The following is a 14084-nucleotide window of genomic DNA, read 5'->3' on the forward strand; positions in this document are numbered from 1 at the left end:
GCGTGAAACGCGCGCGCCTACGTCATCCCAAGCTTCAGCATCTGGTGGCGCAAGGCATGACGTGACAGCCCGAGCCGCGCCGCTGTGTCGGTGAGATTGCCCTGGGTGGCGACGAGGGCCTGGCGAATGATGCGGGCCTGGAATTGAGACGTGGCCTCGTGATAGTCGAGTGGCTCGTCGGGCACGTCTATCGGCTCCGGTCCGTCCTGCTGTGGCGCCCGGGATTTCAGCGTGCTTTCCGCCTCGCGGACATCGCGCAGAATACGGTCCGGCAGATGCCGCGCGATAATGATGGCGTCGTCCTCGAGAATGAAAATACGCTCGAGCAGGTTCTCGAGTTCCCTGACATTGCCGGGCCACCTGTAACGGCGGAATATGTCGCGAACCTCCGGCGAGAGCCCCCGGACCACGCGGCCGTAGCGACTGCTTAGCCGGCGCAGGAAGTTCTCCGTCAGGACAAAGATGTCGTCGCCACGCTCCCGGAGTGGCGGCGAGTTGATCGCCACCACCTGCAGCCGATAATACAGATCCTCACGAAAACGCCCGGCCTTGACCTCCGACAGGAGGATGCGATTGGTGGCGGCGATGAAGCGCACATCGACGTCGACCGCAGCCGTCGCGCCAACGCGGCGCATCCGCTGCGTGTCGAGGACTGTCAGGAGCTTGGCCTGCATGACGAGATTCATGTCGCGGATCTCGTCCAGGAAAATCGAGCCGCCATTAGCCGTTTCGATCAGGCCGGACTTGCGCGTGGCCGCGCCTGTGAAGGCGCCCTTCTCGTGGCCGAACAGTTCGGACTCGAGAAGCTGGTCTGGAATGGCCGCGCAATTGACGTCGACGAAGGGCTGCGGCGCCCGCGCCGACTGCTGGTGGACGAGACGGGCTATAAGCCCCTTGCCGGTGCCGGTCTCACCGTAGATCAGCACGGCGCGCGCCGCGCTGCGGGCCACCCGGTCGATGAGCCGCCTCACTTCGACGATGGAGGAATGTTCGCCGATTAGCCCCGCTTCGTAAGCCAAGATTACCCCGCTCTCGTCAGGGCCGGCAGTCGTAAACGCTCCACGCGCCGGCGCAAGGGTGTTGCGCTGAAAAGTAGAGACGACGTTTCGAAGGTGCAAATACCGAACAGGAAATCGTGCTGGAATCCCCGTCCTGGCCGTGCCGGCACAGCGCCTCTTCGCCATGCTCCCCGTGGCCGCCCATCAGCGTCGCGATGTCAGCCAGTTGCGGCGGCTCCATGCGCGCGCCAAGCCATGTCATGAGGCGCGCATAGCGCCCCCGGGTGCTTGTCGCCATGGGATCGGCGCCGACAGGGAACCAGAAGGGCGCGCAGGCGGGATCGACGAAATGGTTGGTCTTCACGACGAAGGGCGCGCCCCGCTCCACGGCCCGCGCGCTGTGCCCCAGTTCGACGGCCGCGCTTTCACCCTTCGCATCGGCGAGCACGATGCACCCACCACCGGCATGCGGCAGCGAAGCGATGACGGCAAGCGCCGCCTCGACATCGCCGCAGGTCCACAACAACCGCGTCATCAGGAAGTAGCGCAGCAGGCCCGGGCCATGGTCGCGGGTCGATACATGGGTGTCGACGATCGCGAGCCCCTTCGCGTTCATGCCGCTGGAAAACGCGCCGGGGCTCCCCAAGCTGCCGACACACAACACGGCTTCCCCCGGCCGGGCGGGATCCCGATGCAGGAAGACACGCTGGAGCGCCACATGCTCACCCCGATAATCGCGGTTCTTGACGAGAACCGTGTCGTCATGGCCCGGCGTCCCCCATGCCCATGCCGAACAGCCATCCTGCGCGAAGTCCCGAATCAGCCCGAGATGGAGGTACGTGAGAAGCGCGGCGTAGTTGATGTCGAAGCCGTCGGCTATCCCGCGCGTCTCAGCGGCGGCATCTGGATCGACACCTTCCAGATCGGCCTCCTGACGATCGAGGTATTCCCTGACATCGCCACGCGCCAGCAAGGGAGCGGCTTGCGCCAGGCGCAGGGCGATGGCCTCACGCACCGCCTCCGCGAGGGTGGGACCGCAGGCGGCCTGCGCCCGTCCCCGCGCATAGGCATCCCCAGAAAGGAGCATCGGCGTTCCTGTCTCAAGCAGCATGCTGCATCTCCAGAAGGTGGCAGGCCGCGAGGGCATCACGGCCATGCTCGCGCAGAACGGGCACCTCGCGGCGGCAAATTTCCATAGCGAAGGGACAACGCGTGTGGAACTTGCAGCCGGACGGTGGCGACAGGGGTGACGGCAGATCGCCGGTCAGCTTCACCCGCTCCCGCCGACTGCCGGCGTCGATCTGCGGCACGGCGGATAGCAGTGCTTTCGTGTAGGGGTGCTGTGGGGCGCGGAGCAGTGCTCGCGTCGGCCCGATCTCGACGATATCGCCGAGATACATGACCGCGACGCGATCGCTGACATGACCAATCACCCCGATATCGTGGGAGATAAACAGGTAGGTCAGGCCGAGCTCGCGCTTCAGTGTCCCGAGCAGCGCGATGATCTGCGCCTGCACGGATACGTCGAGCGCCGAGACCGGCTCGTCGCAGACCACGAAGCTCGGATTGAGGATGAGCGCGCGGGCGATGCCGATGCGCTGCCGCTGCCCGCCCGAGAACTGGTGCGGATAGCGACCGAGATGCGCGCTCTTGAGGCCGACATTTTCCATCATGGCGACGACGCGATCGCGGAGCTCGCCGCGTTTCGCCACGCCATGCAGCGCCAGCGGCAGGCCGACGATCTGCTCCACCGATTTACGCGGGTTCAGGGAGGCGTAGGGATCCTGGAAGATGATCTGCATGCGTCGCCGCAGCGCGGTCATCTCTCCCAGCGAAATCCGGGTTATGTCCGTTCCGTCGAAGACGATGCTGCCGGATGTCGGTTCATGCAGGCGAAGAACCGTGCGGGCGAGCGTGGACTTGCCGCATCCGGATTCGCCGATGAGCCCGAGCGTTTCGCCCGCCTGGACGGAGAAGCTGACATGGTCGACAGCGCGCAGCACGCGCGGCGGCTCGCGCATGATCCGCTGGAGAATGCCGTCGTTGAGATGGTAGACCTTCTCCACGTTGCGAACGTCAAGCAACGGCTGCTGTCCCTGATGTGTCATGGCAGATCCTCCCCGGCACGGATGCAGCGCGCCTCATGCGCGACACCCACGGGCAGCATCGGGATGTCATGCCGGCACTCCGGCCGGTGAAACTCACAGCGATCATGGAAGCGGCAGGTGCCGCCGAGACCGATCAGTTCCGGAACCCGCCCCTCGATCGGCTTGATGGGCGCATCGAGATCCGACAGGCGCGGAATAAGGCCGATCAGGCCACGGGTATAGGGATGCCGGGGATGCTCGATCAGATCTCGCGTCGGGCCGGTCTCCACGATCTGCCCCGCATACATCACCGCGACCCGATCGGTATGCTCGGCCACCACACCAAGATCATGCGTGATCAGGACGACGCTCATGCCGAGTTCGCGGCGAAGGTCGCTGATCAGGTCCAGCACCTGCGCCTGGATGGTGACGTCAAGAGCGGTGGTCGGCTCGTCCGCGATCAGCAGTTTCGGACGGCAAGCGAGCGCGATGGCGATCATGATGCGCTGGCGCATACCCCCGGAGAACTGGTGCGGATAGTCGTCCATCCGGCTTTCCGCAGCCGGAATGCCGACCAGCCGCAGCATCTCGATGGCCCGCTCGCGCGCGGACCGCCGGCGATTGCGGCGCGGGAGATCCGCAGCATGGGCGATGAGCACCTCGCAGATCTGCTCGGCAACCGTCAATGCCGGGTTCAGCGCTGTCAGCGCGTCCTGCATCGTCATCGCGATGTCGCGCCCGCGCAGCCGCCTCCATCCGCTCGGATCGAGCGTCCTGAGATCCGCGCCGTCGAAATGGATCGAGCCTTCGGCGATCCGCCCAGGCGGGCGAACGAGGCCGATCACGCTGGCGAAGGTCACGCTCTTGCCGGAACCGCTCTCGCCGACGATCCCGAGGCATTCGCCCGGCTGGACGTCGAGATCGACGCCGTCGACGGCCGTGACGAGCCCGGCGCGTGTCGGGAAGCAGGTCTTCAGGCCACGGATCGAGAGCAGCGGCGCCGGACTTTCAGTCGCTGAACTTCGGGTCAAAAGCATCGCGAAGGCCTTGGCTGGCAACATTGATGGAAAGAACGAGGGCGAGAATGGCGAGCCCCGGGAAGGTACTGACCCACCAGGCGTCGAGGACGAAGGCGCGGCCGTCGGCCACCATCGAGCCCCATGAGGCGGTGGGCGGCTGCACGCCGATACCGAGGAAGGACAGGCTCGCCTCGAGAATGATGACATGCGCCATGCGGATGGTTGACACCACGATCACCGGCGAGAGGATGTTGGGCAGGATCTCGCGGAACATGATGTAGGGGCGCGGCGCCCCCACCGCCCGCGCGGCCTCGACATATTCCATCTCACGCGCGGCCAGAACCTCGCCACGGACAACGCGGGCGGGAACCACCCATTCCTTCAGGACGAGCGCCAGGATGATGTTCTGGAGGCCCGGTCCCATCATCGCCATCAGGGCAATCGCGAAGATAAGATAGGGAAAGCCGAGAAGGATATCGATGATCCGGGAGATGACGATATCAGCCCAGCCGCGGAGATAGCCGGCGGCGAGGCCGAGGACGATGCCGATCATCGTCGCGATCATGACAACCGCGAGGCCGATGGTGATCGAGACGCGCGCGCCGTAGATGATGCGGGACAGAATATCGCGCCCGAGCCCGTCACACCCGAGGATGAAGCTCCATTCGCCGCCCTCCATCCAGGCTGGCGGCTGCAGGCGCCGGAACAGATCCGTCTCATAGGGATCATGAGGCGCGATGAAAGGTGCAAAAATGGCGAGAAGCACGAAGAGAAGGACGATCACCATCGCCCCGGAAGAGAACCGGTCCGCCCAGAAGCGCCTGAGGCTCTGCCCCATCGGACTTTCGATGCGTTCCCGGGCGATCGTCCCGTCGTCTGGTACCGCGGTCATAATTTCACTCGCGGATTGAGGACCGTATAAAGAATATCCGCGACGAAATTCAGAAGAACATAAGTCACGGCGTAGAACAGGACGGCGGCCTGCACCAGCGGATAGTTGCGGACGAAGATGCTCTCGACGACGAGCCGTCCCAGCCCCGGCCAACCGAAAACCGTCTCCACCACCATGTTGCCGCCGAGGAGCGAGCCCGTCTCGATGGCCGCCACCGTGACCGTCGGCACAAGCGCGTTCTTCAGCGCGTGCCGCCAGAGGATGCGCCTTCGTGACAGACCCTTGGCTTCGGCGAAGGTGATGTAGTCCGACCGCAGAACCTCGATCATCGCTGTGCGTTGCACGCGTGTCAGCACAGCGGCCATCGGCAGCGCAAGCGTGAACGCCGGCAGCACGAGATGCGACAGCGCGTTGGAGAAGCAGTCAGGCCTCCCACGCAGCAAGCTGTCGATCGTCAGGAGATAGGTGATCGGCGGCACTTCGCAGGCAAAATCCATGCGACCGGCCACCGGCAGGATCTTGAGATGGACCGCGAAGAGAATGATGAGAATGATCCCGAACCAGAAGCCGGGCAGCGAAATTCCGAAGAGCGAGCCGACCGCCGCCAGCCTATCGATCAGGCTATTCTTCTTGAGCGCCGCCACCACGCCGAGAGGAATGGCGATCAGCAATGAGAGAAGAAGAGCAGCCAACGTCAGCTCGATCGTCGCCGGCAGACGTTCGGCGATCACGTCGAACACCGGACGGCGATGGAAGAAGCTCAAGCCGAAATTGCCGGTGAGCGCATTGCCGAGAAAGACGCCGAACCTTTCCAGCGCCGGCCGGTCGAGCCCCATGTCATGACGCATGGTCTCGACCTGCTGCGGCGTTGCCTGCTGGTCTGCCAGCATGATCTCCACCGGATCTCCCGGCGTCAGCATCATCATCACGAAGACGATCACGCTGACCCCGAGAAGAACCGGAACGAGCTGGAGCGTGCGCCCCAGGAGCGCCAGTGGCTTCATCGCACGCTCTCCATCAACCCACCTCGCGAACGCCGATCATTTCACGCAGGCATCGTGCAGGTTGATACGGCTGTCGGCGCTCGGCTCCCAACCCGTGACGCGCTTGGACACACCGTAGATATCCTGCGGCAGCCAAAGGAAAATCCAGGGCGCGTCCTTATTCACGAGAACCTGCGCCTTCTTGTAAAGATCAGCGCGCTTGGGCTGGTCGAGTTCCACATTGGCCGCATCGAGCAGGGCATCGACCTCCTTGTTCGAATAGAAGGCCGTGTTGCCGCGATCGCCTGTCCGCAATGTCGGAACGAAGATGTCCGCCGGATCCAGCGAGCCATTGCCCCAGGAATTGAAATACATATCGCCCTTCTTCTCGCCGGCCGGCGCCCATTTCGCGCGGATGGTCGAGCCCTCGCCCACCGCCACCTTGGTACGCATGCCGATCTTCGTCAGCATCGCGGCCACAGCCTCAGCCATGTCCTTGAAGGCCCCTTCGGTATCGAGGGTGACATCGAGCCCGTTGGGATAGCCGGCCTCGGCAAGAAGCGCCTTGGCGGCTTCCACGTCGAACCCATATTCCGGCAAGTCCGGGTTGAAGCCGAAGGCATCCGGGCTCAGCACGCCATTGAGGGGAACAGCGGTCCCCAGCAGGATCTTGTCGATGATCAGCGCCTTGTTGACGGCCATATTGGCGGCACGGCGGACACGGGGATCGTCGAAGGGCTTCTTGGCATTGTTCAGCGCGACGAAGAAGGAACGGGTGCCGTTGACCTTCATCACCTTGGTATTGGTGTTGGCCTCCACCTTCTTCATGTCATAAGGCGGCAGCTCGGCGATGATATCCGCCTCGCCAGCGAGCAAGGCCGCCACGCGCGACGCGTTCTCCGGAATGATGCGGAAGATGACGCGATCGACGCAGGCCTTGCCGACGGGCGCGATATCGGGCGACCCACCGTAGTAATCGTTGAAGCGCTCAAGAATGATCGCGTCACCCTTGCGCCATTCCACCAGCTTAAACGGGCCGTTGCCGTTGGTCTGGGTAGCGAGCCCCTGCGAACCCACCTTCTCGGTGAAGGCCTTGCTCACGACCTCCTGCACCGGCAGCATGGCGGGCAGGATTGGCCAGGGCTCCTTCAGCTTGAAGCGCACGGTGTTGTCGTCGACCTTGGTGATAGCCTCGACGGGCCCCACCAGGTCCTTGCGCGGGCTTGTCTGCCCGCCCATCGCGCCATCCTTCGTCAGGCGCTCGAAGGTGAAGACGATATCGTCCGCCGTCATGGCCGAACCGTCATGGAACTTGACGCCCTGGCGGATGCGAAAGTCGTAGGTGAGCGGATCGACCTGCGTCCAGGATTCAGCCAGCTCCGGCACGACCTTCATCTTGGCATCGCGCGTCAGCAGGCCGTCATAGATGTTGCGGAGAATGGTCTCGGTCTGCCGGTTGCGATGATTGGCCGGATCCAGCGTCAATGCATCCAGCGTGAACCCCACGCGCAGCTCGCTCGCATGCCCTGATGCGAACGGCAGCGTGACCATGACCGCGATGGCCGCGGCGGCGGAAAACCTATGAAACATGTACCCCTCCATGCCGTGTTATGCTCTTGGCGGACTTATGGCATGAGAGATGGCAAGAAGCGTACCAGCATCACGAAAATCATTCAAATTATTGATATATATAAATAAAAACTGTGCGCCCAACCTCGGAAGCTGGCTTGGCGCGTGAAAATCCCGCATTGCGTGTTTGTCTCACACGCGCACCCTAGGACGCCCCGCCGCGTGCTCATCGGCGATCGAACGTCACCGCCGCAAGGATGGCTTCAAGAACCGACACGTTCAGGGCCAAGGCGGATTGCGCGCCCCACCTTCACTCGATCGTTCGTCCAAGCGACAGTCCGCGCAGACAAAGCCCGGCGACGAAGGTGCCAAGCAGCCATATGTTATGGGAGGTCGATGGCGCTCCAAAGGTGGAGCGTCCCTCATGTCATTCTCAGAGACGTTCGGCTATGGTTCTCAGGCCAAGATCAAATCCCATGGGAATGGGCCATTCCGCAGGCGGCCACCCTCTCAGCCTTCGAACCGTCGATCCGCAAAAGGCATCAGCCGATGCGCCGCGCTGTGAAAGCGATCGCGAGATAGGCGCAGCCGGCGAACAGCAAGGAGATACCGGCGATCGTGCCCGGTGTGTAGACGCTCGTGTAGGGGAACTTCAAAAGCAACGCGGCGCTCGCCAACAAGGCAATGACGCCCGAGGTGAGTAACCATCCCCAACCGGCCCGAGGCCGCAACCGGAATGCCAGCACGATCTGGGAGAGGCCCTGAACCAGAAACACGATGGCGATGAGCGCCGTAATCGCAATCGCACCAGCAAGCGGATTAAGGTAGATGAGCACACCGCCGACGAACTGGATCACGCCGATCAGCAGATGCCAGATGAAGCCAACCCAGCCCTTGACCTGGAAGGACTGGATGATCTGGACGATGCCAACGCAAGCCAGAACGAGGCCGAGCACCAGGCTGGCCGCGATGGTCGACATGACCGGCAGCATGATCGCCAGGGCGCCGCCGGCCACCAGGAGCAGGCCAAGGCAGAGAAACCAGACCCATTTCGAGCGAATTCCCTCACCGAGGTCGCGCGACTCAATACCTTTAGCGTATCCGCCTGCCATGTTGGCCCCCTTGTCTCACGACGACCACGAATCCACGCGAGGATAGTTCGCCGGAATAGTTTGATCAATCAGGGGAAAACTTCGCAGATCAGGACTTCGCGGGCGCCGACAGGGCCGGACACAAACCGAGGGACCTAAGAGGCGGCGTTGACGGAACCACCGTACGCCGCCCGCATAGCGTCGCCTGAGATATAGCTATCGCCGTACGACGCGGCCGATCGCGATCAGGATGCAGGCACCGATGAAGCCGGCTATGAGATATCCGAGCCATCCACCGAGTGCGACACCAACGAGACCAAGGAGAAAATTGGCGACAACCGCGCCGACTATACCGAGGATAATGTTGCCGATCAGGCCCATTTCGCTTTTCATAAACTGTTCAGCGAGCCAGCCGGCAAGGCCGCCTATGATAATGGCCGCGATCCAGCCCACAGTTGCGGCTTCGTTTTCCATCGATCGTCCTCCTATCCATCCGAAGCTTGGCAGTTTCGGCACTACGGTAATGCGCCTGTCGGGTTATTGTTCCGAACTTCCGGACCGATGAGGTCGCGCATGTAACGCTATACGGTCATCCACCCGTACTCCCGAGCCGTGGAACCGTGACGCCACAGAGCCGCTCTATGGCGCGGCAGGCTTCGGACATGGTGTCAGCGAGGTGGGCGAGAAGGCTCGTGCCAGCTTACACGAATATCGTTGACCGGTAGAGCCATAGTAGTTAGACAGCGTCCCGTTCCAGGACGACCTGGACCTTCGAACATCCGGGACGGCCCGGCCACTCTCAGGAGGGCTGCACTTGGCTGGACCGATCGAACAATTCAAGATCACACCCATCATCCCGATCGAGATGGGTGGGCTGGACCTGAGCGCCACCGAGTCATCCGCCTATATGTTGCTGGTGGTATTCCTCCTGGCCGCATTTTTCTTTTGGCGACCTCCAAAAGCCAACGGGTTCCAGGCCATCTCCGACGCGCAGCCGAGCTCTTATTTGAGCTCATCGCCGACACGCAGCGGACCAACGCCGGAAAAGACGGCATGTGGTTATTCGCATTCGTCTTCTGCCTGTTCTTGTTCATCCTCGTCGCCAATCTCGTGGGGATGTTTCCCTATTCGTTCACCGTGACGAGCCATCTTCTCATGGCGGTAGCCACAACCGTGATCGAGATTCTGATGTGCGTTGTTCAGGCCTATATATTCGCGATGTTCACCTGCATTTATCTCCAGGATGCTCTGCATTCCGGTCATTGAATATTCCCCGAAGGCGAGCCTTCACCCGAGGGGGACGGCCTCTTCGCTATCGAGATCTCCGGGACGGCCCGGAATTGGAAGATTGGAGCGTCTCATGGCTTGGTTGTATCTGCTGCTGGCAGGGCTGTTTGAAATCGTCTGGGCCTACGCGATGAAAAGATCGGAGGGCTTCACCCTCTTGGTACCGTCCATCGTCACGATAGCCTTCATGATCGCGAGCTTCGCCCTGTTGTCGGTGTCGATGCGGTCGCTTCCCCTGGGCACGGCTTACACGGTCTGGACGGGAATTGGCGCCGTCGGCGCGTTTCTCGTCGGCGTTTTCGTCCTGGGCGAATCGGCGAGCGCGATGCGTCTCGCAGCGGCGGGGCTGATCGTGTCGGGCATCGTGATGATGAAGATGTCCAGTTCTGCCTAGAAGATGCCCGCCCCCTACCGGGCGCTTTCAGCCGCTCTGGAAAGCGCCCGGCTGGGGCGGGACGATCGGCGTGAGCAAGGTCCGGTCAGGCTTGCCGATCAGCCGGGATAGATTGCCTTTCGCGGCAACACCGCGCCGGGGCGAATTCAAAAGTATCCGAAACATGGTAATTTGAATTCGCTTCATCGAGCGGATCACGCATCAGTCCCCCCGCTCGAGGCGTTTCTCATCAACCTGAGACGGCTGCGCCGGTGGTAATAAAACACCTTACACCGCTCTATACAGCTCTCACGCATTCCGGATAATGTCGGCGCGACGGATGGGAGCTGGTCATGAAAAGAGCTGTTTATCTCATGGGCGGGGTGATGGGCCTGCTTGCGAGCGTTGAAGGCGCCAACGCGCAGAACGTGCTTGATCTAAAGGGAACATGGAACCCGTCGCAGGGCGCGCACATCGTGGATGGCCCGAGCAGACACCATGAGAGCGGGATGTCGGCTCTCCCGGGGCAAGACAACCTCAAGCGGCACAATTCTAAATTCGTCTTCCGGATCGAAGGACAGGACGGCAGAACCTTTTGGGGCACCCTATCCTCGGAGAAAGTGTCGGAAACACTGATCGGCGCTTTGTCCATCGATGGGAAGCAGTTCGTCATGGCCGATAAAGATGGAACCTTCCGAGGCTCTGTCGTGGACACGAACACATTGGACTATTGCTATTCCCACGTCACACCGACAGACATCGCCGTTGCTTGCGGGCTTCTGGTCCGGGAGCGGTGACGGAAACGCTTCCGTGTCTCCTTGATGGCAGGCTGGCTGACAACGAAAAGCACGGCGGGTCCAAAGTGACGTGACACCGTCAGGGAGTGCGGAAGCCCGCCGTTATTTTTCCCGCTCAGTTCCTTTCCCGCCAGCCAAGACTGCCGTAGCTCAGATTTCGTCGATCGCGCCGGCGCCCAGCTGCGCCAGTCCGCCAAGGCGCCGGGCATGGTGCCCTGCCGCTCACTCCAACGGCGCTGTTCGCGACGCTCAGGGCCAATTGCCCCGATGACTTCATCCTTCGGGACGGCATTGCGATTGATCACGCAGCCGTTACTGGCCACCGCCTGTATTCTTGAATTGCTGCTCAAGCTGTTCTTGGATCTGGTCGATCGAAAAGCTCGCAGGTCGCTGGGCAGGCGGGTACTCCTTGAAGGTTTCGAGAAACTGCGCAACATAGGCTTGGGCTGGCACCACCAGGTAGGCGCGATCAAGAACCCAATCATAGTAGGTATTGGACGTCAGGTCCGCGCGTTCATAGGGATCGGCCCGGAGGTCGAACATTTTGGGAACGCGCAACGGTGTGAAAGGCTCTGCCCAGATCCGTAACGTACCCGTGGCGCGCTGCTCGGAGAAGACGAGCTTCCAGTTCTCGTAGCGCATCGCCACCAATTGGCCGTCGTCATTGAAATAGAAGAACTCCTTGCGGGCGCTGCTGTCTGTCTTTCCGGTCAGATAGTCGAGCTGGTTGTAACCATCGAGGTGGTTCTTGTACTGCTTGCCGTTGATCGCTGTACCCTTGAGAAGCCTCTCCTTGATATCGACATCCCCTGCCGCCGCGAGCAGGGTCGGGAACCAGTCGAGGCCGGAAAAGACGCCATTGGCGACAGATCCAGGCTGGATATGGCCGGGCCAACGGATCATGGCGGGCACGCGGAATGCGCCTTCCCAGTTGGTGTTCTTCTCGCTGCGGAATGGCGTGGTGCCGGCATCCGGCCATGAATTCTGGTGAGGGCCGTTGTCGGTCGTATAGATGACGATCGTGTTCTCGGTAAGCTTGAGCTGGTCGAGCTTGTTGAGGATAGTGCCGATGACCTTGTCGGTCTCGATCATGCCGTCTGCATATTCGGTCAAGGCCGTCAGACCGGGTTTACTGCGGTTCTCCGGCCGGACGTGGGTGCGGAAATGCATCCGGGTCGTGTTCATCCAGACAAAAAAGGGCTTGTCCGCCTGTGCCTGCCGCTCGATGAAATCGATCGCCGCGCCGGAGGTTTCGTCGTCGACGGTTTCCATTCTCTTGCGCGTCAGCGGGCCGGTATCCTCAACCCTGCCATCTGCGGAAGACTTTATGACACCACGCGGGCCGAATTTCTGGCGGAAGGCGGGATCCTGCGGATAGTTGAAGTTCTCCGGCTCTTCCTCGGCGTTCAAGTGATAGAGATTGCCAAAGAATTCGTCGAAACCATGCGCGGTAGGCAGAAACTCGTCACGGTCGCCGAGATGGTTCTTGCCGAACTGCCCCGTTGCATAGCCGAGGCTCTTCAGAGCAGAGGCGATCGTCGCGTCCGTGGCTTGGAGGCCCACGTTGGCCCCTGGAAGGCCGACCTTGGAGAGGCCGGTTCTCAGCGTCGATTGTCCCGTCAGGAACGTCGAGCGCCCCGCGGTGCAACTCTGCTCGGCGTAATAGTCCGTGAACTTCAGGCCTTCATTGGCGATCCTGTCGATGTTCGGTGTCCTATAGCCCATGAGGCCGAAACTATAGGTCGACAGATTGGTTTGCCCGATATCGTCACCAAAGATAACGAGGATGTTGGGACGAGAGGTAGTAGCCGGCTGGGACGGCGGTTGAGCTGGGGGGCTGGTCGGCTGCTGCGCCAATGTTGGCGAAACTAGAATTCCTGCGGTGACACCGGCAAACATAACTGATGCAAGAAGATGCCTTAATCTCACAGCGCCCTCCAATGTTTTGCGCTTCTCGCTGACAACTACCTCAGCGGGGCGCTCCTATTAGGACGCCGGAAACCACACGGTTACAAGCAAAACGTGGTCTTGGTGACCCTTTCAGCACGACTATCACGCGGCCGGCTCCTCGGGAGCGAAGACCAGAAGGCGGGATTTCAACCGCCGAGGAGTTAGGTCGAGGGATGAGACTATCCAAAGGGACGGCTTCCGCTGCCACGATGCGCCACCTTGGCCTGCTCGAGAGCCACCTTGGCCTGCTCGAGAGCATTGTGCCGGCGGATGTTTCCCTCCGGCGGCAAAATGCGTTAGGGGACCGTGTGATGGTCCGCTGAAGCGATGTGATTGAGCGTGGCAGACGTGAGTACAATGGGCAGAACCTTCGTCATCGCTGACCTGCACGGGCGCTTTGATCTCCTCGAAGTGGCTCTGGCCGCCGTCGCAGAGCGTGCGCCGGCGGGAGGCACCGTGGTCTTTACAGGTGATTATGTCGACCGCGGCCCCCAGAGCAGGCAGATCGTCGCGCGCTTGATGGCAGGCCCGCCGGAAGGCTGGACTTGGATCTGCCTCAAAGGCAATCACGAGGAGATGATGGTCGGCGCCTTGACGGGCACCGCCCCGTCGCAGCGATGGCTCGACAATGGCGGCCGCGAGACGTTGCAGTCCTATAGCCGGAAAGGAGGTGGGGAGGCTGACGGTGCGGTTCCCTCGGCTCATGTGGCGTGGCTTGGCGCGCTCAAGTCCCTCTATCGCGATCGCTACAGGATCTATGTCCATGCTGGCGTGGACGCGGCCTTGCCGCTGGACGCGCAGGATCCGCAGGCTTTGATCTGGATGCGCTACGCACCGGATGTGGAGGACGGACATGGTGATTTCCATGTCATCCATGGCCATACGCCGCATAAGGACGGGCCGAGGCACTATCGCGGGCGAACCAATCTCGACACCATGGCCTGGCGGACAGGACGTCTTGTGGTGGCGGTTTTCGATGATGATCAACCCGGCGGGCCGAAGGAGCTGATCGAAATTACCGCCGCTTGAGGCGGGGCC

Annotated in this window: 14 protein-coding genes and 1 pseudogene; 4 read left to right on the forward strand and 11 right to left on the reverse strand. The window is 61.8% G+C overall.

Features of this window, described 5'->3' with window-relative positions:
• Nucleotides 1–17: 17 nt before the first annotated feature.
• The 9 genes from KIO74_RS05955 to KIO74_RS05995 all read right to left on the reverse strand — a co-directional run bounded on the left by KIO74_RS05955 (nt 18) and on the right by KIO74_RS05995 (nt 9113).
• Nucleotides 18–1019, reverse strand: a complete 1002-nt coding sequence (locus tag KIO74_RS05955) for a sigma-54 interaction domain-containing protein (protein WP_213331145.1) — start codon at nt 1017–1019, stop codon at nt 18–20.
• 16 nt (nt 1020–1035) lie between these two features.
• Complete coding sequence (locus tag KIO74_RS05960; RefSeq protein ID WP_213331146.1) at nt 1036–2109, reverse strand: C45 family autoproteolytic acyltransferase/hydrolase; 1074 nt, start codon at nt 2107–2109, stop codon at nt 1036–1038.
• Entirely contained in the window at nt 2099–3106 is a 1008-nt protein-coding gene (locus KIO74_RS05965) for an ABC transporter ATP-binding protein (RefSeq protein ID WP_213331147.1), read from the reverse strand. The genes KIO74_RS05960 and KIO74_RS05965 overlap by 11 nt, the downstream gene beginning before the upstream one ends.
• A complete protein-coding gene (locus KIO74_RS05970) occupies nt 3103–4122 on the reverse strand; it encodes an ABC transporter ATP-binding protein (RefSeq protein ID WP_213331148.1) in 1020 nt (339 codons plus the stop codon). Before KIO74_RS05970 ends, KIO74_RS05965 begins: the two co-directional genes overlap by 4 nt.
• Entirely contained in the window at nt 4094–4996 is a 903-nt protein-coding gene (locus KIO74_RS05975) for an ABC transporter permease (protein ID WP_213331149.1), read from the reverse strand. The genes KIO74_RS05970 and KIO74_RS05975 overlap by 29 nt, the downstream gene beginning before the upstream one ends.
• Nucleotides 4993–6000 (reverse strand): ABC transporter permease, encoded by a 1008-nt coding sequence (locus tag KIO74_RS05980; RefSeq protein WP_213331150.1) that lies wholly within the window; start codon nt 5998–6000, stop codon nt 4993–4995. The genes KIO74_RS05975 and KIO74_RS05980 overlap by 4 nt, the downstream gene beginning before the upstream one ends.
• A gap of 36 nt (nt 6001–6036) precedes the next feature.
• On the reverse strand, nt 6037–7569 hold the full coding sequence (locus KIO74_RS05985) for an ABC transporter substrate-binding protein (RefSeq protein ID WP_249730870.1): 1533 nt from the start codon (nt 7567–7569) through the stop codon (nt 6037–6039).
• A gap of 521 nt (nt 7570–8090) precedes the next feature.
• The gene (locus KIO74_RS05990) at nt 8091–8660 is read right to left on the reverse strand and encodes an HdeD family acid-resistance protein (RefSeq protein WP_213331151.1); all 570 of its coding nucleotides are present in this window, start codon (nt 8658–8660) and stop codon (nt 8091–8093) included.
• 195 nt (nt 8661–8855) lie between these two features.
• Nucleotides 8856–9113 carry a GlsB/YeaQ/YmgE family stress response membrane protein gene (locus KIO74_RS05995; protein WP_213331152.1) on the reverse strand — a complete coding sequence of 86 codons (258 nt, stop codon included), beginning with the start codon at nt 9111–9113 and terminating at the stop codon, nt 8856–8858.
• Nucleotides 9114–9453: 340 nt separating this feature from the next.
• Here KIO74_RS05995 and KIO74_RS06000 point away from each other — a divergent pair.
• Both KIO74_RS06000 and KIO74_RS06005 read left to right on the forward strand, forming a co-directional pair.
• A pseudogene (locus KIO74_RS06000) lies at nt 9454–9905 on the forward strand (F0F1 ATP synthase subunit A).
• A 94-nt stretch (nt 9906–9999) separates the two neighbouring features.
• Nucleotides 10000–10320: a DMT family transporter gene (locus tag KIO74_RS06005; RefSeq protein WP_213331153.1), complete on the forward strand. Its 321-nt coding sequence runs from the start codon at nt 10000–10002 to the stop codon at nt 10318–10320.
• A 27-nt stretch (nt 10321–10347) separates the two neighbouring features.
• Here KIO74_RS06005 and KIO74_RS06010 read toward each other — a convergent pair whose 3' ends face one another.
• Nucleotides 10348–10518, reverse strand: a complete 171-nt coding sequence (locus KIO74_RS06010) for a hypothetical protein (RefSeq protein WP_213331154.1) — start codon at nt 10516–10518, stop codon at nt 10348–10350.
• A 134-nt stretch (nt 10519–10652) separates the two neighbouring features.
• Here KIO74_RS06010 and KIO74_RS06015 point away from each other — a divergent pair, with 134 nt between their 5' ends.
• Nucleotides 10653–11096, forward strand: a complete 444-nt coding sequence (locus KIO74_RS06015) for a hypothetical protein (protein ID WP_213331155.1) — start codon at nt 10653–10655, stop codon at nt 11094–11096.
• Between the two features lie 312 nt (nt 11097–11408).
• Here KIO74_RS06015 and KIO74_RS06020 read toward each other — a convergent pair whose 3' ends face one another.
• Complete coding sequence (locus KIO74_RS06020) at nt 11409–12995, reverse strand: arylsulfatase (protein ID WP_213334368.1); 1587 nt, start codon at nt 12993–12995, stop codon at nt 11409–11411.
• A 408-nt stretch (nt 12996–13403) separates the two neighbouring features.
• Between KIO74_RS06020 and KIO74_RS06025 the strand changes: the two genes are divergently transcribed.
• Nucleotides 13404–14075: a metallophosphoesterase gene (locus KIO74_RS06025; protein ID WP_213331156.1), complete on the forward strand. Its 672-nt coding sequence runs from the start codon at nt 13404–13406 to the stop codon at nt 14073–14075.
• Nucleotides 14076–14084: the final 9 nt, after the last annotated feature.

This window comes from Chelatococcus sp. HY11, from assembly GCF_018398335.1.
Lineage (GTDB): Bacteria > Pseudomonadota > Alphaproteobacteria > Rhizobiales > Beijerinckiaceae > Chelatococcus.

Bases quoted from the DNA above. Each gene is read 5' to 3' on its own strand.
- KIO74_RS06020 (WP_213334368.1), bottom strand. From the start codon at position 12,995: ATGTTTGCCGGTGTCACCGCAGGAATTCTAGTTTCGCCAACATTGGCG.
- KIO74_RS05975 (WP_213331149.1), bottom strand. From the start codon at position 4,996: ATGACCGCGGTACCAGACGACGGGACGATCGCCCGGGAACGCATCGAA.
- KIO74_RS05970 (WP_213331148.1), bottom strand. From the start codon at position 4,122: ATGCTTTTGACCCGAAGTTCAGCGACTGAAAGTCCGGCGCCGCTGCTC.
- KIO74_RS05995 (WP_213331152.1), bottom strand. From the start codon at position 9,113: ATGGAAAACGAAGCCGCAACTGTGGGCTGGATCGCGGCCATTATCATA.
- KIO74_RS06025 (WP_213331156.1), top strand. From the start codon at position 13,404: ATGGGCAGAACCTTCGTCATCGCTGACCTGCACGGGCGCTTTGATCTC.
- KIO74_RS05990 (WP_213331151.1), bottom strand. From the start codon at position 8,660: ATGGCAGGCGGATACGCTAAAGGTATTGAGTCGCGCGACCTCGGTGAG.
- KIO74_RS05965 (WP_213331147.1), bottom strand. From the start codon at position 3,106: ATGACACATCAGGGACAGCAGCCGTTGCTTGACGTTCGCAACGTGGAG.
- KIO74_RS05980 (WP_213331150.1), bottom strand. From the start codon at position 6,000: ATGAAGCCACTGGCGCTCCTGGGGCGCACGCTCCAGCTCGTTCCGGTT.
- KIO74_RS05960 (WP_213331146.1), bottom strand. From the start codon at position 2,109: ATGCTGCTTGAGACAGGAACGCCGATGCTCCTTTCTGGGGATGCCTAT.
- KIO74_RS05985 (WP_249730870.1), bottom strand. From the start codon at position 7,569: ATGTTTCATAGGTTTTCCGCCGCCGCGGCCATCGCGGTCATGGTCACG.
- KIO74_RS06015 (WP_213331155.1), top strand. From the start codon at position 10,653: ATGAAAAGAGCTGTTTATCTCATGGGCGGGGTGATGGGCCTGCTTGCG.
- KIO74_RS06005 (WP_213331153.1), top strand. From the start codon at position 10,000: ATGGCTTGGTTGTATCTGCTGCTGGCAGGGCTGTTTGAAATCGTCTGG.